This window comes from Serratia sp. A07 (assembly GCF_058725505.1).
Map to the genome: position 1 here is coordinate 1 of NZ_JBZXDO010000040.1, position 22,351 is coordinate 22,351.

20 protein-coding genes and 1 riboswitch are annotated in these 22,351 nt (G+C 59.3%); of the genes, 10 read left to right on the forward strand and 10 right to left on the reverse strand.

The window, feature by feature from the left end; translation table 11 throughout:
• Nucleotides 1-496: 496 nt before the first annotated feature.
• Both purH and purD read left to right on the forward strand, forming a co-directional pair.
• Complete coding sequence (gene purH / locus AC4PR2_RS24155; protein ID WP_154618208.1) at nucleotides 497-2,086, forward strand: bifunctional phosphoribosylaminoimidazolecarboxamide formyltransferase/IMP cyclohydrolase; 1,590 nt, start codon at nucleotides 497-499, stop codon at nucleotides 2,084-2,086.
• Nucleotides 2,087-2,134: 48 nt separating this feature from the next.
• On the forward strand, nucleotides 2,135-3,418 hold the full coding sequence (gene purD, locus AC4PR2_RS24160) for a phosphoribosylamine--glycine ligase (RefSeq protein WP_060425337.1): 1,284 nt from the start codon (nucleotides 2,135-2,137) through the stop codon (nucleotides 3,416-3,418).
• Between the two features lie 49 nt (nucleotides 3,419-3,467).
• On the opposite strand, the gene AC4PR2_RS24165 is transcribed toward purD, so the two are convergent.
• The 6 genes from AC4PR2_RS24165 to nudC form a co-directional block, all read right to left on the reverse strand.
• Nucleotides 3,468-4,139: a DUF1481 domain-containing protein gene (locus AC4PR2_RS24165; protein WP_180548021.1), complete on the reverse strand. Its 672-nt coding sequence runs from the start codon at nucleotides 4,137-4,139 to the stop codon at nucleotides 3,468-3,470.
• A gap of 36 nt (nucleotides 4,140-4,175) precedes the next feature.
• Nucleotides 4,176-4,448 carry a nucleoid-associated protein HU-alpha gene (gene hupA / locus AC4PR2_RS24170; protein WP_004929874.1) on the reverse strand — a complete coding sequence of 91 codons (273 nt, stop codon included), beginning with the start codon at nucleotides 4,446-4,448 and terminating at the stop codon, nucleotides 4,176-4,178.
• A gap of 189 nt (nucleotides 4,449-4,637) precedes the next feature.
• Nucleotides 4,638-5,228 carry a YjaG family protein gene (locus AC4PR2_RS24175; RefSeq protein WP_025160203.1) on the reverse strand — a complete coding sequence of 197 codons (591 nt, stop codon included), beginning with the start codon at nucleotides 5,226-5,228 and terminating at the stop codon, nucleotides 4,638-4,640.
• Between the two features lie 48 nt (nucleotides 5,229-5,276).
• Nucleotides 5,277-5,963, reverse strand: coding sequence for a deoxyribonuclease V (gene nfi / locus AC4PR2_RS24180; protein WP_038872943.1), 687 nt, complete (start codon nucleotides 5,961-5,963; stop codon nucleotides 5,277-5,279).
• 9 nt (nucleotides 5,964-5,972) lie between these two features.
• Nucleotides 5,973-7,037, reverse strand: a complete 1,065-nt coding sequence (gene hemE / locus AC4PR2_RS24185; protein WP_149571975.1) for a uroporphyrinogen decarboxylase — start codon at nucleotides 7,035-7,037, stop codon at nucleotides 5,973-5,975.
• A gap of 38 nt (nucleotides 7,038-7,075) precedes the next feature.
• Nucleotides 7,076-7,843: an NAD(+) diphosphatase gene (gene nudC, locus AC4PR2_RS24190; protein WP_060425367.1), complete on the reverse strand. Its 768-nt coding sequence runs from the start codon at nucleotides 7,841-7,843 to the stop codon at nucleotides 7,076-7,078.
• 101 nt (nucleotides 7,844-7,944) lie between these two features.
• Here nudC and AC4PR2_RS24195 point away from each other — a divergent pair, with 101 nt between their 5' ends.
• The 8 genes from AC4PR2_RS24195 to AC4PR2_RS24230 all read left to right on the forward strand — a co-directional run bounded on the left by AC4PR2_RS24195 (nucleotide 7,945) and on the right by AC4PR2_RS24230 (nucleotide 15,682).
• On the forward strand, nucleotides 7,945-8,448 hold the full coding sequence (locus tag AC4PR2_RS24195; RefSeq protein WP_060441484.1) for an Rsd/AlgQ family anti-sigma factor: 504 nt from the start codon (nucleotides 7,945-7,947) through the stop codon (nucleotides 8,446-8,448).
• 39 nt (nucleotides 8,449-8,487) lie between these two features.
• Nucleotides 8,488-8,612: riboswitch (TPP riboswitch) on the forward strand.
• Between the two features lie 114 nt (nucleotides 8,613-8,726).
• Nucleotides 8,727-10,676, forward strand: a complete 1,950-nt coding sequence (gene thiC, locus AC4PR2_RS24200; RefSeq protein WP_169317962.1) for a phosphomethylpyrimidine synthase ThiC — start codon at nucleotides 8,727-8,729, stop codon at nucleotides 10,674-10,676.
• On the forward strand, nucleotides 10,669-11,319 hold the full coding sequence (thiE, locus tag AC4PR2_RS24205; RefSeq protein WP_197757710.1) for a thiamine phosphate synthase: 651 nt from the start codon (nucleotides 10,669-10,671) through the stop codon (nucleotides 11,317-11,319). Before thiC ends, thiE begins: the two co-directional genes overlap by 8 nt.
• On the forward strand, nucleotides 11,312-12,061 hold the full coding sequence (locus AC4PR2_RS24210; protein ID WP_049202137.1) for a HesA/MoeB/ThiF family protein: 750 nt from the start codon (nucleotides 11,312-11,314) through the stop codon (nucleotides 12,059-12,061). Before thiE ends, AC4PR2_RS24210 begins: the two co-directional genes overlap by 8 nt.
• Nucleotides 12,058-12,258 (forward strand): sulfur carrier protein ThiS, encoded by a 201-nt coding sequence (thiS, locus tag AC4PR2_RS24215; RefSeq protein WP_016929423.1) that lies wholly within the window; start codon nucleotides 12,058-12,060, stop codon nucleotides 12,256-12,258. The genes AC4PR2_RS24210 and thiS overlap by 4 nt, the downstream gene beginning before the upstream one ends.
• A 1-nt stretch (nucleotide 12,259) precedes the next feature.
• Nucleotides 12,260-13,039: a thiazole synthase gene (locus AC4PR2_RS24220; protein WP_060442885.1), complete on the forward strand. Its 780-nt coding sequence runs from the start codon at nucleotides 12,260-12,262 to the stop codon at nucleotides 13,037-13,039.
• Nucleotides 13,039-14,172 carry a 2-iminoacetate synthase ThiH gene (gene thiH, locus AC4PR2_RS24225; protein WP_197804327.1) on the forward strand — a complete coding sequence of 378 codons (1,134 nt, stop codon included), beginning with the start codon at nucleotides 13,039-13,041 and terminating at the stop codon, nucleotides 14,170-14,172. The genes AC4PR2_RS24220 and thiH overlap by 1 nt, the downstream gene beginning before the upstream one ends.
• A gap of 814 nt (nucleotides 14,173-14,986) precedes the next feature.
• A complete protein-coding gene (locus tag AC4PR2_RS24230) occupies nucleotides 14,987-15,682 on the forward strand; it encodes a helix-turn-helix domain-containing protein (RefSeq protein WP_049193488.1) in 696 nt (231 codons plus the stop codon).
• On the opposite strand, the gene AC4PR2_RS24235 is transcribed toward AC4PR2_RS24230, so the two are convergent.
• From AC4PR2_RS24235 to rpoC, 4 genes are all read right to left on the reverse strand, one after another.
• Nucleotides 15,668-16,942, reverse strand: coding sequence for a sensor histidine kinase (locus tag AC4PR2_RS24235; RefSeq protein WP_492175575.1), 1,275 nt, complete (start codon nucleotides 16,940-16,942; stop codon nucleotides 15,668-15,670). The genes AC4PR2_RS24230 and AC4PR2_RS24235 overlap by 15 nt on opposite strands.
• Before the next feature lies 1 nt (nucleotide 16,943).
• Nucleotides 16,944-17,408: a putative pterin-binding protein gene (locus AC4PR2_RS24240; protein WP_049202133.1), complete on the reverse strand. Its 465-nt coding sequence runs from the start codon at nucleotides 17,406-17,408 to the stop codon at nucleotides 16,944-16,946.
• Nucleotides 17,408-17,854, reverse strand: coding sequence for a GNAT family N-acetyltransferase (locus AC4PR2_RS24245; RefSeq protein WP_049202132.1), 447 nt, complete (start codon nucleotides 17,852-17,854; stop codon nucleotides 17,408-17,410). The genes AC4PR2_RS24240 and AC4PR2_RS24245 overlap by 1 nt, the downstream gene beginning before the upstream one ends.
• 167 nt (nucleotides 17,855-18,021) lie before the next feature.
• Nucleotides 18,022-22,245, reverse strand: coding sequence for a DNA-directed RNA polymerase subunit beta' (rpoC, locus tag AC4PR2_RS24250; RefSeq protein WP_047729347.1), 4,224 nt, complete (start codon nucleotides 22,243-22,245; stop codon nucleotides 18,022-18,024).
• Nucleotides 22,246-22,351 lie beyond the last annotated feature (106 nt).

Genomic DNA, 22,351 nt, shown 5'->3' on the forward strand with positions numbered 1-22,351 from the left:
ATTGTCTGATAAATTGTTAAAGAGCAGTGAGTTAGGCGCTTTCGCTTGCTAACTCGAGGTGGCGTATATTACGCTTTCCTCTTTCAGAGTCAACCCTAATTTTCAGGATTTTTTCTCTGCGACCCCCGGATACTCTGTGAAGTTGTTCACATGTTCCGTGTCGATGGAGGCGCATTATAGGGAGTTCCTCGCAGGCCGCAACAGGTATTTTCAGCAAAAACGATCGTTCGCTGCATTCCACAGCAAAACCCCGCCTTATACCCACTTGCACACAGTGTTATCCACAGATGCGATTTGCACGGAAAATTTACGAGCGCCACGCAAACGTTTTCGCTACAATTCCCCGCGACGAAACGATCCCCCTTTTTATGGGGGCGTTACCTGAATATGTGCCTGACCCTCCCTTTATAAGGCAAAAAACCTTCCTTATAGAGAGAACGAGGTGGACATTCACGTAACGCTCTTTAATTGCGACTCAAAGCCAAGGGATAAAACCATGCAACAACCTCGTCCAATCCGCCGGGCCCTGCTCAGCGTGTCTGACAAAGCCGGTATCGTTGAATTCGCCGAAGCGCTTTCCCAGCGCGGCGTTGAACTGCTCTCCACTGGCGGTACCGCCCGCCTGCTGGCAGACGCCGGTCTGCCCGTTACCGAAGTATCCGACTACACCGGCTTCCCGGAAATGATGGACGGACGAGTTAAGACCCTGCACCCGAAAGTTCACGGCGGTATCCTCGGCCGCCGCGGCCAGGACGACGCCGTCATGAATCAGCATGACATCAAGCCTATCGACATGGTGGTCGTCAATCTGTATCCGTTCGCCCAAACCGTGGCGCGCCCAGATTGCTCGCTGGAAGACGCGGTCGAGAATATCGATATCGGCGGCCCGACTATGGTGCGCTCCGCCGCCAAGAACCATAAAGACGTTGCCATCGTGGTGAAGAGCAGCGACTACGCCGCCATCATTACCGAGATGGACAACAACGACGGCTCGCTGCGCTATGCCACCCGCTTCGATCTCGCCATCAAGGCCTTCGAACACACCGCCGCCTACGACAGCATGATCGCCAACTACTTCGGCACGCTGGTGCCGGCATACCACGGCGAGACCGAACAGCCGTCCGGCCGCTTCCCGCGTACCCTGAACCTCAACTACATCAAGAAGCAGGATATGCGCTACGGTGAGAACAGCCACCAGCAGGCCGCCTTCTATATAGAAGAAGAGGTAAAGGAAGCGTCCGTCGCGACCGCCGAGCAGCTGCAGGGCAAGGCGCTGTCTTATAACAACATCGCCGATACCGACGCCGCGCTGGAATGCGTGAAAGAGTTCGCCGAACCGGCCTGCGTGATCGTCAAACACGCCAACCCTTGTGGCGTGGCGATCGGCGACGACATCCTGGCCGCCTACGAGCGCGCTTACCAAACCGACCCGACCTCCGCCTTCGGCGGCATCATTGCCTTTAACCGCGAACTGGATGCCGCCACCGCGCAGGCGATCATCAGCCGCCAATTCGTGGAAGTGATCATCGCGCCAAACGTCACCCAGGAAGCGCGCTCCCTGCTGGCCGCCAAACAGAACGTACGCGTGCTGGCCTGCGGCCAGTGGCAGCAACGCGAAGCGGGACTGGACTTCAAGCGCGTCAACGGCGGCCTGCTGGTGCAGGATCGCGATCTGGGCATGGTGACCGCCGCCGATCTGCGTGTGGTATCCGAGCGCCAGCCGACCGAACAGGAACTGCGCGACGCGCTGTTCTGCTGGAAAGTGGCCAAGTTCGTGAAATCCAACGCCATCGTTTATGCACGTGACAACATGACCATCGGCATAGGTGCCGGCCAGATGAGCCGCGTTTACTCCGCCAAGATCGCCGGCATCAAAGCGGGCGACGAAGGGCTGGAGGTGAAAGGGTCCGCCATGGCCTCCGACGCCTTCTTCCCGTTCCGCGACGGCATCGATGCCGCGGCGGCCGTCGGCATTACCTGCGTGATCCAGCCGGGCGGCTCTATCCGCGACGACGAAGTGATCGCCGCCGCCAACGAACACGGCATCGCCATGATCTTTACCGACATGCGTCACTTCCGCCATTAATTCCTTTTGCCGCGTGCGCTCCGGCGCACGCCATTCGTGGAGCCCCTGATGAACATTTTGATTATCGGCAACGGCGGGCGCGAACACGCGCTGGCCTGGAAAGCCGCCCAGTCTCCGCTGGCGGACAAAGTCTACGTTGCGCCGGGCAATGCCGGCACCGCGCTGGAAGCCAATCTGGAAAACGTGGCGATCGCCGCCACCGACATCCCTGCTCTGGTCGCTTTCGCCCAGAGCCATGACATCGGTCTGACCATCGTCGGGCCGGAAGCGCCGCTGGTGATCGGCGTGGTCGACGCCTTTCAGGCCGCCGGCCTGAAAATCTTCGGCCCGTCGCAGGCCGCCGCGCAGCTCGAAGGCTCCAAAGCCTTCACCAAGGATTTCCTGGCGCGCCACCGCATCCCGACCGCCGAATATGAAAACTTCACCGAGGTGGAGCCGGCACTGGCCTATGTGCGCCGCAAAGGCGCGCCGATCGTCATCAAGGCCGATGGCCTGGCGGCCGGTAAAGGCGTGATCGTCGCGATGACGCTGCAGGAAGCGGAAGAAGCCGTGCGTGACATGCTGGCCGGCAACGCCTTCGGCGACGCCGGTCATCGCATCGTGGTGGAAGAGTTCCTCGACGGCGAAGAAGCCAGCTTCATCGTGATGGTCGACGGCGAGAACGTGGTGCCGATGGCCACCAGCCAGGACCACAAACGCGTCGGCGACGGCGATACCGGCCCGAACACCGGCGGCATGGGGGCCTACTCCCCGGCGCCGGTCGTGACCGACGAAATCCACCGGCGCGCCATGGACCAGGTGATCTGGCCGACGGTGCGCGGCATGGCGGCGGAAGGCAACACCTACGTCGGCTTCCTGTACGCCGGCCTGATGATCGCCGCCGACGGCCAGCCGAAGGTGATCGAATTCAACTGCCGTTTTGGCGATCCCGAAACCCAGCCCATCATGCTGCGCCTGCGTTCCGATCTGGTGGAACTGTGCCTGGCGGGCGCGGAAGGCCGCCTGAACGAGAAAAGCTCCGACTGGGACGAACGCCCTGCGCTCGGCGTGGTGCTGGCGGCCGGCGGTTATCCCGGCGACTATCGCAACGGCGAGGTGATCCAGGGGCTGCCGCAACAGGAAAGCGCCGACGGTAAGGTCTTCCATGCCGGTACACGCCTGCAGGGCAATGACGTCGTCACCAGCGGCGGCCGCGTGCTGTGCGTAACCGCGCTGGGCGACACCGTGGCGCAGGCGCAGCAACGTGCCTACCAGCTGGCCGAAGGCATTGAGTGGCCGGGCAGCTTCTGCCGCAAAGACATCGGTTATCGCGCGATTGCGCGCGGCAAGTGATTTGACCGTATAAGGTCATGACGAGAGGCTCCGCAGCGCGGGGCCTTTTTTATAGCTGGTCTTCTTTCGGTTCCCAGCTGCAGAAGTCGTCGTTCGCCACCAGCAGCAGTTCGCTGCCTTCGGGCGCTTCCAGCCAGGCAACGCTCACCGGCCGGCTGCTGCTGCGGGCACGCTTCTCGATCCAGACGATGGAGGCGGCATCCAGCCCCGGTTTCATGCGTTGGCCGTCGCAGGTTTGCACCTCGCCCTGCATCCAACGCCCCTGCAGCAATTTTACCTTGCCGGCGCGCAGCGCATTGCTCACTTCGAGGATCCGCCGCGCCTGATATTGGTACAGGGCGATTTCATCGCGGGTCAGCGGTTCGCGGCGTGTCGCCAGCTGGCGCTGCATAAAGCTCACCGTGCCGTCGTCGGCAAAGCGCAGTTGAATAGAGTCGCGATCGCCATCGGCGTCGTTACGTTTGATTTGGCGCAGCACGTCGCCCTGATAGGTGTATAGCGTGGTGATGGTACCCGGACCGCGGTATGGGCTGTAGACGCTGACCAACACCTGCGGACGATGTTGCTCATCGTCTTTACGCCACAGGCGTATCACGCCCTGATCGGCCACGAAGCCGCTGGCGGTAAAGCTGGGAATATCGGAATGGGAACTGCAAGCGCTCAGGCCGACGGCGATGCCAACGGCCATGAGCGCCCGACGAGTAAACAAAAGGGGCGCCATCGCCCCTCTGTTTAATCTTTTCACCGAGGCGCGGTCTTATTTAACAGCGTCTTTCAGTGCTTTGCCAGAAACGAACGCAGGCACGTTGGCTGCTGCGATTTTGATTTCTTTGCCAGTCTGCGGGTTGCGGCCAGTGCGCTCGCTACGATGGTTTACTTTGAAAGTACCGAAGCCAACCAATTGTACTGCATCACCTTCTTTCAGAGACTCAGTAATAGCAGCCAGGGTGGATTCCAGAGCCAGTTTAGCTTGTGCTTTGGAAAGGTCAGCCTTGTCCGCGATTACATCAATCAGTTGAGTCTTGTTCATAAGTTATCCTTACAGTGTGTTTATCGTTTGCAAAGCATCGAGTGCGACGGATATGCCGATTGACAGCACTCTCCTGCATACACGCACCGATAGCCACTTTTTTTACGCCCCCCAAATGTAGACCAGACAGGGTGCGGATGTGAAGCCTTAAGGCATGACAAATCAGGCGTTAAATCACGTTTTGTTGCCTTATTGCGCTAAATTTATCCCGATGTTGCTGACACCCGCCTCTCGCAGGTCGGATCGCAGCCCCTTGATCAGGTCTATATCGCGCTCTTCACAGGCGTCCAACAGGCGGAAAATTTCCCATTGAATGTCCCATTCTTCCTCTACCGCAGGCAAACTTTCCAACTCTTCGTCGGTCATTTCCTTACCGGCTTGGGTCATTTCCAACATCGCCACGGTGCGAATCGATGTTTCGCTGATGGCGATGGCGTGCTCCAGCGTCTCCCCGCCGAGCCGCGAATGGATCAGTTCCCCTAATGCGATACAGGCATCAATTGCCGGGTAAACGCCGTAAAGATCGTAATCTTCCGCCGACGGAATCGCCTCTTCCAACTTCTCGAGCTGGCTGTCGAAGTTGACCTTGGCATCCTTCACTACCAGCGTTTCCCACACCAAATCCAGAATGCGGCGATAAACCGCCGGATCGCCGAACTCGGTCTGTTTGCAGAACATCTGGTAATTCGGGTACATACGCTCGCACAAACTGGCCATAAAGGTCAAATGTTGCCAGGCCTCGAGCCGTTCCAGGCGTAAATGAATCGGGTTACGTAGCATGCTTTACTCTCTTACGCGTTATCTGCGGCGCAGTGTACCCGAAATCGCTCATGGCGACACCTCCGGATGCTGCTGCAACCACCGCTGAAACGCCGGACGACGCGATGCGATGGCGTCGGCCCAACGGGTCGGCTCCGGTAAACGGTAGCCCGCCATACAGCGTTGCACCCACGCCAGCGCGCTGTCGGCGCCCACGCGATGCCCGGTAGAGATGAACAGCGGGTTGCAACGCGCCTTGCTGCGCCACACCCAGCCCAGCTGTTCACCCTTATCTTCCAACGGCGCCAGCGCGCCGACGGCGGCGTCCAGCGGCGCAAATTTGCCGCACAGGCGCTTCTTGGCCACGCCGATGGTCGGCACATCGACCAGCAGACCGAAATGGCTGGCGACGCCGAGACGCCGCGGATGCGAAATGCCATGCCCATCGACGAAGATCAGCCCCGGTTTCTGCTGCAGCTGCCCCCAGGCGGCCAACAGCGCCGGATATTCGCGAAACGACAGGAAGCCCGGGATGTAGGGCATGACGGTGGCGATGCGCGCCACCTGATACTCCACCAGCTCCAGCGACGGATAGCGCAGGATGGCGATGGCGGCGCGTGTCACCGCCCCTTCTTGTTCGAAGCCCACGTCGGCGCCGGCGATGAAGGCCGGCGGTTCGGCCGGCAGATCGTCGTAGCGAATGACTTCAGCCGCGCGCCGCAGCTGTTCGGCGCGCAGGGCCGCCATATCGGTCACATCGGATCCTTAACGGTGGTATTTCGCCGAGTGCGCGTGTACCGCCTCGACGAAGGCGCCGGCGTGCTCCGGCGGCACATCCTGATGGATGCCGTGGCCCAGGTTGAACACATGGCCGTTGCCGTGGCCGAAACCGGCCAGAATGGTCTCCACTTCTTCCGCGATGCGCGCCGGGGAGGCATACAGCATCGACGGATCCATATTGCCCTGCAGCGCCACTTTGTCGCCCACGCGCCGACGCGCGTCGGCGATGTCGGTGGTCCAATCCAGCCCCAGCGCATCGCAGCCGGTGGCGGCCATCGCCTCCAGCCACTGCCCGCCGCCTTTGGTGAACAGCGTCACCGGCACGCGGCGACCGTCGTTTTCACGCAGCAGCCCGTCGACGATCTTGTGCATGTAGTGCAAAGAGAACTCGCGATAATCGCGCCCGGTCAGTACGCCGCCCCAGGTGTCGAACACCATCACCGACTGCGCGCCGGCTCTAATCTGGGCATTGAGGTACAGGATCACGCTGTCCGCCAGCTTGTCCAGCAACAGGTGCAGCGTGGCCGGTTCGGCATACATCATCTTCTTCAACTTGGTGAAGGCTTTGCTGCTGCCGCCTTCGACCATATAAGTCGCCAGCGTCCACGGGCTGCCGGAGAAGCCGATCAGCGGCACTTCGCCCTTCAGCTCGCGGCGAATGGTGCGCACCGCGTTCATCACATAGCCCAACTCCACTTCAGGATCGAACACCGGCAGCTTGTCGACGTCGGCGCGGCAGGTCACGGGGGAGCTGAAACGCGGGCCTTCGCCGGCTTCAAAGTACAGGCCGAGCCCCATGGCGTCGGGAATGGTGAGAATGTCGGAGAACAGGATGGCGGCGTCCAGCGCATAGCGGCGCAGCGGCTGCAGCGTGACCTCGCAGGCCAGCTCCGCGTTCTTGCACAGCGACATGAAATCACCGGCCTGGGCGCGGGTCGCCTTGTACTCCGGTAAATAACGACCGGCCTGACGCATCATCCATACGGGGGTCACATCCACCGGCTGGCGCAACAGCGCGCGCAGGTAGCGATCGTTCTTCAACTCAGTCATTTATGGGGCTCCCTTAATAATCTGCCGGCCATTGTACATTATTCTGCCCGGCACAGCGCCACGGTGTCCTCAATCAACCGGCGCGCCACAGTACCGGGTGGCGGCAACAGCGGCAGCTGGTCGTAGCGATACCAGCCGGCGTTGAGCAGCTCCTTGGGATCGTGGCGAATGTCACCCTGATGGTAATCGGCCATAAAGGCCATCATCAGCGAGTGTGGGAACGGCCACGGTTGTGAAGTGACGTAGCGCAGGTTCTTGATTTCAATATTGCTCTCTTCCATCACTTCGCGCGCCACCGCCTGCTCCAGCGTTTCGCCCACTTCGACGAAGCCGGCCAGCACCGTGTGGATACCACCGCGATGACGCACGTGTTGCGCCAGCAGGATCTGATCGTCGCGCCGAATGGCGACGATCACGCAGGGTGCAATCTGCGGGTAGTACCGCTCTTTGCAGTGGCCGCACAGACAGGCGCTTTCGGTGCGGCTGAGGTGCATTTCATGGCCGCAATAGCCGCAGTAGCGATGAGAGCGGTAGAAATCCGCCAGCTGCACGCCGCGCCCGGCAAGCTGGAACAGACCGCGATCCTGATCCAACAGCTGACGCACCGATCCCATCTCCCGCGGCATCGCCTGGCGCACCAGCCAGACCGGCGCGCCCTCCCATTCACCGATGGTGCGCGCCATGTGGCCCCGCAGCCCAAGAGCGGCGGCCGTCCCCGACGGCAATTCACCGTTCGGTAACCAAAGTTTGCTTTCATGGCTGACGATCCACCAGCCGTTTTCATTGCCCGTTAATGCAAGTTCCATATCGTTGTTGCACAACCTCAGCTTCACTGGCACTCTACAAATCGGCTTTGTTACATTTTAATAACTTACCGGTTACTTTTATTACTTACACGGAGTCAAACATGCTCAACCGTTTGGAAAGGCTGACTCAGCGCGTTGGCGGTAGTAATGAATTAGTTGATCAATGGCTTCAGGCCCGCAAACAGTTGCTGGTTGCCTACTGCACGCTGGTAGGCCTCAAACCGAATAAAGAAAAGCATACGCCGCTGAATGAAAAAGCGCTGGAGAACTTTTGCCACAACCTGGTGGATTATCTCTCCGCAGGGCATTTTCATATCTATGACAGAATTATCAAACAAGTGGAAGGCGCAGCCAGTCCGAAAATGTCGCTGGCGGTGAACATCTACCCCAAGCTGTGGGCCAATACCGAACAGATCATGGCGTTCCACGATCGCTATACCGAAGTGGATATCGATCAGGAGGTTTGTCTGGAATTCCACCAGGCCCTGTCGGATATCGGCGAAACGCTGGCGGCGCGCTTTGCGCTGGAAGATAAGCTGATCCAGCTGGAAGCGGAGGCCGCGCAGCAACCGCTGCCGGACCCGACGCTGGATCCCGCGCGTTAAAATTTTATAGTTTTTTTTCTTATCCCTCCTATACTGGGGGGCATCTTGTCGGAGTGCCTAGCGCCTGATTTGTTCATCGAATCAGCCAGGCTGAGACCGTTAATTCGGGATCCGCGGAACCTGATCGGGTTAATACCCGCGAAGGGAACAAGAGTAATCTATCGCCACAGGCACGGCCTTCCCCTTGCGGGCGCCCTGCCTTATCGGCCACCATCATTACTCCCTCCGAGCTCCAGACAAGCAACTTTCCCAACCCAACACACTGGTAGGAACTTGCTATGTCTAACGTTAATCCACCGCGCGCCCGTAAAGCGCAACGCGAAGCCGCCCAGCAGTTTATCGACACCCTGCAAGGCATGGCTTTCCCGAACTCACGCCGCATCTATCTCCAGGGCTCGCGCAGCGATATCCAGGTGCCGATGCGCGAAATTCAGCTCAGCCCGACCCTGCTCGGCGGCAGCAAAGACCACCCACAGTATGAACCCAACGAGGCGATCCCGGTGTATGACACCGCCGGCCCCTACGGCGATCCGCAGGCCGAGCTCGACGTGCACGCTGGCCTGGCCAAGCTGCGCGCCGGCTGGATCGACGCGCGCGGCGATACCGCCACCCTGAGCGGTGCCAGTTCCGGCTTTACCCAACAGCGGCTGGCGGACGAGGGGCTGGATCACCTGCGCTTCGAACATCTGCCGCTGCCGCGCAGGGCGCTGCCGGGCAAGTGCGTGACTCAGCTGCACTATGCCCGCGCCGGTATCGTCACCCCAGAGATGGAGTTCATCGCCATCCGTGAAAACATGGGGCGCGAGCGCATTCGCGGCGAGGTGCTGCGCCACCAGCATCCGGGCCAAAGCTGGGGCGCCAACCTGCCGGACAACATCACGCCGGAGTTCGTGCGTCAGGAAGTGGCCGCCGGCCGCGCCATCATTCCCGCCAACATCAACCATCCGGAGGCGGAGCCGATGATCATCGGCCGCAATTTCCTGGTGAAGGTGAACGCCAATATCGGCAACTCGGCGGTCACGTCGTCGATCGAAGAAGAGGTGGAGAAGCTGGTGTGGTCCACCCGCTGGGGCGCGGACACCGTGATGGATCTCTCTACCGGCCGCTATATTCACGAAACCCGCGAGTGGATCCTGCGCAACAGCCCGGTGCCCATCGGCACCGTGCCGATCTACCAAGCGCTGGAGAAGGTCAACGGCGTGGCGGAAAACCTCACCTGGGCGATGTTCCGCGATACGCTGCTGGAACAGGCGGAGCAAGGGGTCGACTACTTCACCATCCACGCCGGCGTGCTGCTGCGCTACGTGCCGATGACCGCCAAACGCCTGACCGGCATCGTATCGCGCGGTGGCTCAATCATGGCCAAATGGTGTCTGTCGCACCATCAGGAAAACTTCCTCTATCAACATTTCCGTGAAATCTGCGAGATCTGCGCCGCCTACGACGTTTCGCTGTCGCTCGGCGACGGCCTGCGCCCCGGCTCGATTCAGGACGCCAACGACGAAGCCCAGTTCGCCGAGCTGCATACTCTGGGCGAGCTGACCAAAATCGCCTGGGAATACGACGTGCAGGTGATGATCGAAGGCCCGGGTCACGTGCCGATGCAGATGATCCGCCGCAACATGACTGAAGAGCTGGAACACTGCCACGAAGCGCCGTTCTACACCCTCGGCCCGCTGACCACCGATATCGCCCCGGGCTATGACCATTTCACCTCCGGCATCGGCGCGGCAATGATCGGCTGGTTCGGCTGCGCCATGCTGTGTTACGTCACGCCGAAAGAGCACCTCGGCCTGCCGAACAAAGAAGACGTCAAGCAGGGCCTGATCACCTACAAGATCGCCGCTCACGCCGCCGATCTGGCCAAAGGCCATCCGGGCGCGCAGATCCGCGATAACGCCATGTCCAAGGCACGTTTCGAATTCCGCTGGGAAGATCAGTTCAATCTGGCGCTCGATCCGGCCACCGCGCGCGCCTATCACGACGAAACCCTGCCGCAGGAATCCGGCAAGGTCGCCCACTTCTGCTCGATGTGCGGGCCGAAATTCTGCTCGATGAAGATTTCGCAGGAGGTGCGCGACTACGCCGCCGCCCAGGAAGCTGCCAAGCCGATCGAAGTGCAGCTGACCGGCATGGAGAAAATGTCCGCCGAGTTCCGCGCCCGCGGCAGCGAGCTGTATCACAGCGCCGGCGCCGGCACCCTGCAAGAGGAGACAAGCAATGACTGATATCACGACCCCCTTCCCGGCTACGCCCCACAAACTGGGGCTTTACCCGGTCGTCGACAGCGTGGAATGGATCGCTCGTCTGCTGGAGGCCGGCGTCACCACGATCCAGCTGCGCATCAAGGATCTGCCGGATGAGCAGGTCGAAGAGGACATCGCTGCCGCCATCACGCTGGGCCAGCGTTATCAAGCGCGGCTGTTCATCAACGACTATTGGCGGCTGGCGATCAAGCACGGCGCCTACGGCGTACATCTGGGCCAGGAAGATCTCGATACCACCGATCTGGCGGCCATTCACCGCGCCGGGCTGCGGCTGGGCGTGTCCACCCATGACGACGCGGAGCTGGCGCGCGCGCTGGCGGTGAAACCGTCCTACATCGCGCTGGGGCACATCTTCCCCACCCAAACCAAAGATATGCCTTCGGCGCCGCAGGGGCTGACGGAGTTGAAACGCCACATCGCCGGCCTGGCGGATTACCCGACGGTGGCGATCGGCGGGATCAGCATCGATCGCGTACCGGCAGTGCTGGCGTGCGGCGTCGGCAGCGTGGCGGTGGTCAGCGCCATCACCCAGGCGCCGGACTGGCGTGCGGCGACGGCCGAGCTGCTGCGGCTGATCGAAGGCGAGGGCCCGAACGATGCTTAACGATCAGGAATTCCTGCGCTACAGCCGCCAGCTGTTGCTGGAGGACGTCGGCCCGGAAGGCCAGGAGAGGCTCAAGCGCGCCACGGTGCTGATCGTCGGTTTGGGCGGGCTCGGTTCCCCGGCTTCGCTGTATCTGGCCGCCGCCGGCGTCGGCACGCTGCTGTTGGCCGACGACGACCAGCTGCACATCACCAACCTGCAGCGGCAGATCCTCTACCGCAGCGCCGATACCGCCACCGGCAAGGCGGCGCTGGCGCAACGCCATCTGCAGGCGCTGAACCCGTTGGTGGAATCTATCCCGCTGGCGCAGCGGCTGCAGGGGCAAGCGCTGCGCGACGCGGTCGCCCGCGCCGATCTGGTGCTGGACTGCTGCGACAATATGGCGACCCGTCATGAGGTCAATGCCGCCTGCATCGCCGCCGCCAAGCCGCTGATCAGCGGCAGCGCGGTCGGTTTCAGCGGCCAGCTGTTGGTGCTCGAGCCGCCCTATGCGCACGGCTGCTACGCCTGCCTGTACCCGGATCAGGAAGAGCCGCAGCGCAACTGCCGCACCGCCGGGGTGCTCGGCCCGGTGGTGGGCGTGATCGGTACTCTGCAAGCGCTGGAGGCCATCAAAATGTTGGCCGGCATGCCTTCCTCCCTCAGCGGTAAACTGCGGCTGTTCGACGGCAAGCAGCAGAGCTGGAGCACGCTGCAACTGAGCCAGGCCCGCGCCTGCCCGGTATGCGGAGGCGCGGCATGAAGATCCGTCTGAACGACCAACCGCTGGAGCTGGCGCAGCCGCTCAGCGTCGCCGCCCTGCTGACCCAGCTGGAACGCCACCAGCCGGGCACCGCGCTGGCAATCAATCAAACCATCATCCCGCGCGCCGACTGGGCCGACCATCAGGTGCAGGACGGTGACGACATTTTGCTGTTTCAAGCGATCGCCGGAGGCTGACATGCTGAAAATCGCCGATACCACTTTTACCTCGCGCCTGTTCACCGGCACCGGCAAGTTCGCCACCCCGGCGTTAATGCTGGAGGCGCTGGCGGCCTCCGGCTCACAGCTGGTGACCATGGCCATGAAGCGCGTCGATCTGCGCGGCGGCAACGACGCCATTTTGGCGCCGCTGCAGCAGTTGGGCGCCCGGCTGCTGCCCAACACCTCCGGCGCCAAAACCGCCGCCGAAGCGGTGTTCGCCGCCCGGCTGGCGCGTGAAGCGCTCGGCACCCACTGGGTGAAGCTGGAGATCCATCCCGATGTGAAATACCTGCTGCCGGATCCGATAGAAACGCTTAAGGCGGCGGAAACGCTGGTGAAAGACGGTTTTGTGGTGCTGCCCTACTGCGGCGCCGATCCGGTGCTGTGCAAACGGCTGGAAGAGGTGGGTTGCGCGGCGGTGATGCCGCTCGGCGCCCCTATCGGCTCCAACCGCGGTCTGCGCACCCGTGACTTCCTCGAGATCATCATCGAGCAGGCCAAGGTGCCGGTGGTGGTCGACGCCGGCATCGGCGCGCCGAGCCACGCGCTGGAAGCGATGGAACTGGGCGCCGACGCGGTGCTGGTGAATACCGCCATCGCCGTGGCGCGCGACCCAGTGCAAATGGCGCGGGCGTTTCGCCTGGCGCTGGAGGCCGGCGAGCTGGCGCGCAGCGCCGGATTGGGCGCTAGCCAGCGCGGTGCAGCCGCCTCCAGCCCGCTGACCGCCTTCCTCAGCCAGCCAGAGGAGGCACAGTGATGGGCGACGATTTCAGTAGCCGCTGGCAACAGCTGGATTGGGACGACATTACGCTGCGCATCAACGGCAAAACCGCACGCGACGTGGAACGCGCGTTGAACGCCGACAAACTGACGCGTGACGACTTTATGGCGCTGATCTCCCCCGCCGCCGCGCCGTATCTGGAACCGCTGGCGCAGCGCGCGCAGCAGCTGACCCGTCAGCGCTTCGGCAACGTCGTCAGCTTCTATGTGCCGCTGTACCTCTCTAACCTGTGTGCCAACGACTGCACCTATTGCGGTTTTTCGATGAGCAACCGCATCAAGCGCAAAACGCTCGATGCGGCGGAGATCGCACGCGAGTGCGAAGCCATCAAGGCGCTGGGGTTCGAACACCTGTTGCTGGTCACCGGCGAGCATCAGACCAAGGTCGGCATGGACTATTTCCGTCAGCACATCCCGGCAATCCGCCGCCACTTCAGCTCGCTGATGATGGAAGTGCAGCCGCTGGCGCAGGACGAGTACGCCGAACTGAAAACGCTGGGCCTGGACGGCGTGCTGGTCTATCAGGAAACCTACCATCCGGCCACCTATCTGCAGCACCATGTGCGCGGCCAGAAGCAGGATTTCCATTGGCGTCTGGCCACGCCGGATCGCCTGGGGCGCGCCGGGATCGACAAGATCGGCCTCGGCGCGTTGATCGGCCTGTCCAACAGTTGGCGCACCGACTGCTACCTGCTGGCGGAACATCTGTTCTACCTGCAGCAAACTTACTGGCAGAGCCGCTACTCGATCTCGTTCCCGCGTCTGCGCCCCTGCGCCGGCGGCATTGAGCCGGCGTCGATCATGAGCGAGCCTCAGCTGGTGCAGCTGATCTGCGCCTTCCGGCTGTTCGCGCCGGACGTTGAGCTGTCGCTGTCTACGCGTGAGTCGCCGTACTTCCGCGATCATATGATCCCGGTGGCGATCAACAGCGTCAGCGCCGGATCCAAGACGCAGCCCGGCGGCTATGCCGACGACGTACCGCCGGAGTTGGAACAGTTCGAGCCGCACGACGGCCGCTCGCCGCAGCAGGTCGCCGAGGCCATCAGCAATGCCGGGCTGCAGCCGGTGTGGAAAGACTGGGACGATTATCTGGGACGCAGCGCGCAATAAGCGGCAACGTTTACCGCCGCGTGAAGAAAACGCTGGAACGGCCGCGCAATGCCGAACGGTGGCGCTGGCGCCGGCAGACCCGCCGGCTATAGTGACCTTGCCGACCGCCAAACCCGGCGCCGGCCGGGGCCGTCTCCCTCTCGATGGCCCCGCCTTATCCCATCCCGGATCGCGCCGGAGATTCTCTTGCGCGACACCGGGCCCTCGTCCGCGGCAATGCGCATATGGCGTATCGCGGCCTGTAAGGGTGTACGGGCATGTGCCTTATCGGCTAAAGGACTGTGGCCTAGCGGTGCTCGGCACTCACTCAGCGGTGAGACGCATAGGACGCTGTTGCGGCAGAAAAGTGGGGAAAGAGGAAAAAAGAAGGTACAGCGACGAAGAGAGGTTCGAGTCGTCATCCCCGGTGCTGCCAATGGCCCTGGTGTTGGCCGCGGATCTTTTTGCCGCCTGCTCCCTGCTTACGGACAAGAGCAGGCGGTTTATTTTGTGAGACTGGCACCCCCCCAGGACGCGAATCACACAGTATGTGCGCTAATTAACCACATAAACGGTTAAATGTGAATGTCTTTTGAGTGTTTTTTTATTTAGTATCGAGTGTGTTCTGCGTTTGCCAAGGAAAATCAAACTGATATCGCCGCAAGCTCCGGGGCATCATCTATAATCCAGCACGGGTTCTTGCGCAGGTTTTTCAGCGCTTGCGGTCAACATCAAAAAAGCCAAGGTTGTCATGAAGAAAACGCCCAATTACATCGATGCAATCAGCGCGTTGCTCACTCTGAAAGGAGTTGGCGACAGAAAGCATGCCTCCACGATGGCCAACATACTGAACCTTCAGTACAACAGCGCCAAACAAAAACTGGATGGCAAAAGAGGCATCACCCTCGATGAAGTCAAAAAGGTTTTCCAGTATTTCAACGAGCCCTTTGCCGGCCAAAGGACGCATAACGGCGTCTTTATCATGAACAGCATTCACAAGCGCTGCAACATTGAGGTCGACGAGTGCCCGGTCACGCAAGCGGACAACGACGAAACCTACGCCTACAAAAAAGACGATCTTTTTATCATCAGCACCAATCGGGAACATGCCGCCGATGCGCCGCTGTACAAAGTCAACAAGATAGACTTCCTGCCGGCCCCGCGTATCGCGATCCTGGATAATGACGGCGATATTCTCGAACTGTTGAAGAAGATCGCCAGCCGATACGGCATCGAGACTGAGACCTTTCAGACGGCGGACGCCATGCTGGCCGCGCTGGAACAGCAGTCCTTTGAGGCGTTTATTCTGGACTGGCTGTTGGATTTCGGCGAAACCTCCGAACGCGTCGTGAAAAAAATTAAAGACGTTCTCGATCCGCACGCCCGCATTATTATTCTGACCGGCCAGCTGAATCACTACGAGAAAAACATCGGCGATATGATCCTGCACTATGACGTGCACCTGGTGGAAAAACCGACCAAGCCGCTGATTATCTCCTCGCTGCTGCTGTCGAACCTATTCTTTAATTAGTTTGACCGGGATACGGATCAAAAACGATGAGCCCACTCCTTCGACGGATTTGGCTTTAATGGTGCCTTTCATCGTCGTGACGTAATTTTTGATAATGGTCAGCCCCAGCCCCAACCCCTGTCGCGTTTCCCTTTCGACCCCCTGATTGAACGCCTTATATAACCGATCCAGGTTATCGACGTTAAACCCGATGCCGGTATCTTTCACCCGCAAATACAGATTGCCGTGGCACAGCTTCACATTGAGGGTAACCACGCCCCGGTGGGTAAATTTGTCCGCGTTGCTGAGCAGGTTGGCCAATATTCGGTAGAGCTTGTATTTATCAGAAGCAATCAGGCCGGCATAAGACGAACGGTGAATCACGAGGCGATTGCCGCGCCCGGCGCCGATGCCGGTTACGGCATCGTCCACCACCTCATTCAGCCGGAAGGTGGAAATATTGATTTTAACTTCTCCCATCTCAAGCCGAGAATAATCCATCACCTCGCGCGTTTGCTCGGCGATCTTATTACCGTGATAGGAGATCAGGCGGGCTTCTTTTTTCAACTCTTCCTGCGCCAGCTCGTGTTCCATGATATCTGCGGCAATGACGATGGCCTGGGTCGAGCCGGCGATCTCGTGGTAGATGGAAGAAATGAAGATGTTCTTGTTCTTGATGATCTCTTTCAACGAGAAGGCATTCCTCAGCACCAGAAACATCATCAGGAACACCAAAATCAGCGAAAAGATGGCGAACATCTCGGCTTTACTCGAGTTGTCCTGAATGATGCCTTTCACTTCGGTAAAGTTTTTAATCTGTATCCGATAAATAATTTCCTGGATATCGACCAGCGTACCCTCAATCTCATCCATATAAGAGAGAATGTCCGCCTTGTTTTTCTGCCCCACCAGCAAGCCGGCGGAGAGATCGTCCAACGTGCGGTACTGCTGCTTCAGCAGCGCAACATTCTTGATGAACTCGTCGTCGTAATAAAAAGATTCGCTGAAGGTCGAACGGCTCTCCAGGATCTGAATCTTCGAGTAGAAGATTTTCTTTTTGATCTGGAAGGCGTCGTAGTCGTTGTTTTCACTGAGCAGCAGCGCGGTTTTGGTCCTTTCAAACGCCAGAAAAAGGATCTCGGCCACCGAGTAGTTGTCCAGATTGGGCTCGATTTGCTTGTAGCGCTCTTTTACGCCGCCGAAGTTAATGGCAATCAACAAAATCAATAAGGAGAAGATGGCAACCAACGCGATAAGAGTACCGATCAGTTTTTTGCTCATCTTATTTCAGCTCCAGCCGTTTAACTTGCCAGACGGTTTTCGCATTCACATCCAGGTTATTCAGCTCGGCGTAGCCATCGCGCGGATAAATAATGGCGAACGGCCCCAGCTCCCCAACGTCGATCGGCTTGCCACCGCGCTGATAGGCGACGATCACGCGGTATTTAATCATCTCGTCTATCGGCATCGAGTAGGAGTAATCGTCCCAGGCGAAAGCGCGCACCGACTGGCCTTTCAGGTGATAGGCTTTCACCAGCTCGGCAAACTCAACGCCGGTGAACGTATCTTCCGGGGTGAAATTGGTCGAGGTTTTAATCGTGTGCGCCGGCATCGCCTCCAGCATCTGCCGGGTTATCTTGATCTTCTCGCCGTCGAGCGGTTTCAGGTAAAAATAGTCAACGGCCGCATACAACGGTGCACTGAACAGCGAAAGCAGCAGTAACGTCATCAATCCTTTGATTGTCATTATTCACCCTCTTTACGTTTCACCAGTTCGGCCTGGCCGAACTCATCCTGCCCGACCACGGCCCAGCCGTGATGTTGATAAAAGCCTTCGGCTTTGGAGCCAGGATCGGTGGTTAAGTGGATCGCTTCGGCGCCGTGCTCAAACATCCAGTGAGTGACCCGGGCCAGCAAGGCGGAGCCGATCCCCTTCGACTGGTATTCCGGCTTCACGAACAGACCGCCGATCAGCGGTTCAGGGATGAATAGCCCGAAGCCAACGCCGGCATAGTCGTCGCCATGCTTGCAGATCCAGCCGCCGCCCTGGTTGATGTCCTCCAGCGCCTGTTTACGCTGCAGGTACTGGATCTGATGCGGGTGCAGCAGGTTTTCTTCAACGGAAAAGCGGATCTCATACAGGTAAGGCAGGTGTTGCGCCGTCAATTTTTCGAAGGTAATGAGGCTGTCCATGTTCGCACTGTCCTTGGTTGTTTGGTAAAAAGCGCCGGTCAATTTCTGCTGTAACCATAGTAGCAAAGTTTGCGTGGCCCCGGCATGAGGCGAAAAAAAACCGCCCCCGAGGGAGCGGTTTATCTGGCGATGGGCCCGGCATGCCGGGCCCGCGGCGCGGATGACGATTACTCGTCGTCGCTGCCGCCCAGGCCTGCGTTGAGCAGCTCGGCCAGGTTAGCCGTCGCTTCTTCCGCGCTGACTTGCGGAACAACCGGCGCTTCACCCTGAGCACGACGACGCATGCGATCCTGATGATAAGCGTAACCGGTACCGGCTGGGATCAGACGGCCCACGATGACGTTCTCTTTCAGGCCACGCAGTTCATCACGCTTGCCGGCTACGGCAGCTTCGGTCAGAACGCGCGTCGTTTCCTGGAACGATGCAGCGGAGATGAAGGACTCGGTCGCCAAGGAAGCCTTGGTGATACCCAGCAGATCGCGCGAGAAGGTTGCCGCGATTTTACCTTCAGCTTCCAGCTGACGGTTGGCAATCTTGACGCGAGACACTTCAGCCTGCTCGCCTTCCAGGAACTCGGAGCCACCAGCGCTAACGATGGTGCCTTTACGCAGCATCTGACGAACGATAACTTCGATGTGCTTATCGTTAATCTTAACGCCTTGCAGACGGTAAACTTCCTGCACTTCGTTGGTGATGTAGCGGGTAACCGCATGCACACCACGCAGACGCAGAATGTCGTGCGGAGACTCTGGGCCGTCGGAAACGACGTCACCACGTTCCACCACTTCGCCTTCGAACACGTTGAGCTGACGCCATTTCGGAATCATCTCTTCGTAAGCGTCGCTGCCGTCCAGCGGAGAGATCACCAGGCGACGTTTGCCTTTGGTCTCTTTACCGAACGAGATAATCCCGCTGATTTCAGCCAGGATTGCCGGCTCTTTCGGACGACGTGCTTCGAACAGGTCGGCAACGCGCGGCAGACCACCGGTAATATCCTTGGTACCGCCGGATTCCTGAGGAATACGTGCCAGGGTATCACCCGCACCGATCTGAATGCCGTCTTCCAGCTGAACGATCGCTTTGCCCGGCAGGAAGTATTGAGCAGGCATATCGGTGCCTGGGATCAATACGTCTTCGCCCTGAGCGTCAACGATTTTCAGTGCCGGACGCAGGTCTTTACCGCTACCGGTACGCTCTGCGCTGTCCAGAACGACCAGAGAAGACAAACCGGTCAGTTCGTCGGTCTGGCGAGTAATGGTCTGGCCGTCAACCATGTCCGCGAAGCGAATGAAGCCGCTGACTTCACTGATGACCGGCATGGTGTGCGGATCCCAGTTAGCAACGGTTTCGCCGCCGTTAACTTCTTCACCGTCGCCTTTGCCCATCACGGCACCGTAAGGCACCTTGTAGCTTTCTTTGGTACGGCCGAATTCGTCGATCAGTTTCAGTTCGGTGTTACGCGAGGTGATCACCAGCTTGCCCGCGGCGTTCATAACGAACTTCGCGTTGCTCAGCTTGAGGCTACCTTTGTTTTTCACCTGGATGCTGGATTCAGCAGCCGCACGAGATGCCGCACCACCGATGTGGAACGTACGCATCGTCAGCTGTGTACCCGGCTCACCGATGGACTGTGCCGCGATAACGCCGATGGCTTCACCTTTGTTGATGATGTGGCCACGTGCCAGGTCGCGACCGTAGCAGTTTGCACACACACCAAAGTCGGTTTCACAGCTCACCACGGAACGGACTTTAACGCTGTCGACAGAGTTCTCTTCCAACAGGTCACACGCCTTCTCGTTCAGCAGGGTGTTGCGTGGCACCAGAATGTCCGCCGTACCCGGCTTGAGGACGTCTTCTGCCGTCACACGGCCCAGAACGCGTTCACGCAGTGGCTCTTTCACGTCGCCACCTTCGATAACCGGAGTCATCAGGATGCCGTCGTGGGTGCCACAGTCGTCTTCGGTCACCACCAGATCCTGCGCCACGTCAACCAGACGACGGGTCAGATAACCGGAGTTCGCGGTTTTCAGTGCGGTATCCGCCAGACCTTTACGAGCACCGTGGGTGGAGATGAAGTACTGGAGTACGTTCAGACCTTCACGGAAGTTCGCGGTGATTGGCGTTTCGATGATGGAGCCGTCCGGCTTCGCCATCAGACCACGCATACCGGCCAGCTGACGAATCTGAGCGGCGGAACCACGCGCACCGGAGTCGGCCATCATAAAGATGCTGTTGAAGGAAACTTGCTGTTCCACTTCGCCGTCACGGTTAACCACGTCTTCTACCGACAGGTTTTCCATCATCGCTTTCGCAACGCGTTCGTTCGCTGCAGCCCAGATATCGATCACTTTGTTGTAGCGTTCGCCGGCGGTAACCAGACCAGACTGGAACTGCTCCTGGATCTCGGCAACTTCGGTTTCCGCTTCTTCGATGATCTCCGCTTTCTTGGCCGGGATAACCATGTCGTCGATACCTACGGAAGCGCCGGAACGGGCTGCGTAAGCAAAACCGGTGTACATGATCTGGTCAGCAAAGATAACGGTCGGCTTCAGGCCCAGGATGCGGTAACAGGTGTTCAGCATCTTGGAGATCGCTTTCTTGCCCAAAGGCTGGTTAACGATCGAGTACGGCAGACCTTTCGGTACGATCATCCACAGGATGGCGCGGCCGATGGTGGTGTCGATGATGCTGGTCTGAGAAGTCCATTCGCCTTCGGCGTTTTTGACGTCTTCGGTGATACGCACTTTAACGCGCGCATGCAGAGACGCCAGGCCGGCGCGGTAAACACGCTCAGCTTCTTTGGAACCGTTCAGCACCATGCCTTCGCCCTTGGCGTTAACACAGTCGCGGGTCATGTAGTACAGACCCAGTACAACGTCCTGAGAAGGAACGATGATTGGCTCGCCGTTCGCTGGGGACAGGATGTTGTTGGTGGACATCATCAGCGCACGCGCTTCCAGCTGGGCTTCCAGCGTCAGCGGTACGTGAACAGCCATCTGGTCACCATCGAAGTCGGCGTTATAGGCCGCACAAACCAGCGGGTGCAGCTGGATCGCTTTACCTTCGATCAGAACCGGTTCAAACGCCTGGATACCCAAACGGTGCAGGGTTGGTGCACGGTTCAGCAGTACCGGGTGTTCGCGGATCACTTCGTCCAGGATATCCCAAACGACGGCTTCTTCACGCTCAACCATTTTCTTGGCGGCTTTGATGGTGGTGGCCAGGCCACGCAGCTCCAACTTGCCGTAGATGAACGGTTTGAACAACTCCAGCGCCATCTTCTTAGGCAGACCGCACTGATGCAGACGCAGGTATGGACCTACGGTGATTACGGAACGGCCGGAGTAGTCAACGCGTTTACCGAGCAGGTTCTGACGGAAACGACCCTGCTTACCTTTGATCATGTCGGCCAAAGATTTCAGAGGACGTTTGTTGGAACCGGTGATGGCACGACCGCGACGGCCGTTATCCAGCAGGGCGTCTACCGCTTCTTGCAGCATACGCTTTTCGTTGCGCACGATGATGTCAGGCGCAGCCAGATCCAGCAGGCGTTTCAGACGGTTGTTACGGTTGATCACGCGGCGATACAGATCGTTCAGATCCGAGGTCGCGAAACGACCGCCATCCAGCGGAACCAGCGGGCGCAGATCCGGCGGCAGTACCGGCAGCACGGTCAGGATCATCCACTCTGGCTTGTTACCAGACTGTACGAACGCTTCCAGCAGCTTGATACGCTTGGTCAGCTTCTTGCGCTTGGTTTCGGAGTTGGTTTCGTTCAGCTCTTCACGCAGCTGCTCGCACTCGGCTTCCAGATCCATGTTTTTCAACAGGGCCTGAATAGCCTCCGCACCCATCTTGGCGTCGAATTCGTCACCGAACTCTTCCAGCGCGTCCAGATACTGCTCTTCAGTCAGGATCTGACGGCGCTCGAGGTTGGTCATACCGCCTTCGACCACCACATAGGATTCGAAGTACAGTACGCGTTCGATGTCACGCAGCGGCATATCCAGCAGCAAACCGATGCGGGATGGCAGCGATTTCAGGAACCAGATGTGCGCGGTCGGCGAAGCCAGCTCGATGTGGCCCATGCGCTCACGACGCACTTTGGTCTGGGTCACTTCAACGCCGCACTTCTCACAGATCACGCCGCGGTGTTTCAAGCGCTTGTACTTACCGCACAGGCACTCGTAATCTTTTACCGGCCCGAAGATACGGGCGCAGAAAAGGCCGTCACGCTCTGGTTTGAACGTACGGTAGTTAATGGTTTCCGGCTTCTTAACTTCACCGAACGACCACGAACGGATCATGTCTGGCGAGGCCAGAGCAATCTTGATCGCATCAAACTCTTCGGTCTTAGTTTGCGCTTTCAGAAACTTCAATAAGTCTTTCACGGATTGGCTCCTGTCGGAGTTAAACCTGTTGGGTACCCACAACCGCAGTAGGTACCCGTGTGACCTGAACAACCACCCTCAGGCTCCCTTAGGCGGGGAGCCTGAG

What these genes read in the sequence shown, in the direction of transcription:
- AC4PR2_RS24235 (WP_492175575.1), bottom strand. Translation starts at nt 16,942, where the DNA reads ATGAGCAAAAAACTGATCGGTACTCTTATCGCGTTGGTTGCCATCTTC.
- AC4PR2_RS24230 (WP_049193488.1), top strand. Translation starts at nt 14,987, where the DNA reads ATGGCCAACATACTGAACCTTCAGTACAACAGCGCCAAACAAAAACTG.
- AC4PR2_RS24165 (WP_180548021.1), bottom strand. Translation starts at nt 4,139, where the DNA reads ATGGCGCCCCTTTTGTTTACTCGTCGGGCGCTCATGGCCGTTGGCATC.
- AC4PR2_RS24220 (WP_060442885.1), top strand. Translation starts at nt 12,260, where the DNA reads ATGCTGAAAATCGCCGATACCACTTTTACCTCGCGCCTGTTCACCGGC.
- AC4PR2_RS24210 (WP_049202137.1), top strand. Translation starts at nt 11,312, where the DNA reads ATGCTTAACGATCAGGAATTCCTGCGCTACAGCCGCCAGCTGTTGCTG.
- hupA (WP_004929874.1), bottom strand. Translation starts at nt 4,448, where the DNA reads ATGAACAAGACTCAACTGATTGATGTAATCGCGGACAAGGCTGACCTT.
- AC4PR2_RS24195 (WP_060441484.1), top strand. Translation starts at nt 7,945, where the DNA reads ATGCTCAACCGTTTGGAAAGGCTGACTCAGCGCGTTGGCGGTAGTAAT.
- AC4PR2_RS24240 (WP_049202133.1), bottom strand. Translation starts at nt 17,408, where the DNA reads ATGACAATCAAAGGATTGATGACGTTACTGCTGCTTTCGCTGTTCAGT.
- thiH (WP_197804327.1), top strand. Translation starts at nt 13,039, where the DNA reads ATGGGCGACGATTTCAGTAGCCGCTGGCAACAGCTGGATTGGGACGAC.
- purH (WP_154618208.1), top strand. Translation starts at nt 497, where the DNA reads ATGCAACAACCTCGTCCAATCCGCCGGGCCCTGCTCAGCGTGTCTGAC.
- AC4PR2_RS24245 (WP_049202132.1), bottom strand. Translation starts at nt 17,854, where the DNA reads ATGGACAGCCTCATTACCTTCGAAAAATTGACGGCGCAACACCTGCCT.
- thiC (WP_169317962.1), top strand. Translation starts at nt 8,727, where the DNA reads ATGTCTAACGTTAATCCACCGCGCGCCCGTAAAGCGCAACGCGAAGCC.
- thiE (WP_197757710.1), top strand. Translation starts at nt 10,669, where the DNA reads ATGACTGATATCACGACCCCCTTCCCGGCTACGCCCCACAAACTGGGG.
- nudC (WP_060425367.1), bottom strand. Translation starts at nt 7,843, where the DNA reads ATGGAACTTGCATTAACGGGCAATGAAAACGGCTGGTGGATCGTCAGC.
- thiS (WP_016929423.1), top strand. Translation starts at nt 12,058, where the DNA reads ATGAAGATCCGTCTGAACGACCAACCGCTGGAGCTGGCGCAGCCGCTC.
- AC4PR2_RS24175 (WP_025160203.1), bottom strand. Translation starts at nt 5,228, where the DNA reads ATGCTACGTAACCCGATTCATTTACGCCTGGAACGGCTCGAGGCCTGG.
- hemE (WP_149571975.1), bottom strand. Translation starts at nt 7,037, where the DNA reads ATGACTGAGTTGAAGAACGATCGCTACCTGCGCGCGCTGTTGCGCCAG.
- purD (WP_060425337.1), top strand. Translation starts at nt 2,135, where the DNA reads ATGAACATTTTGATTATCGGCAACGGCGGGCGCGAACACGCGCTGGCC.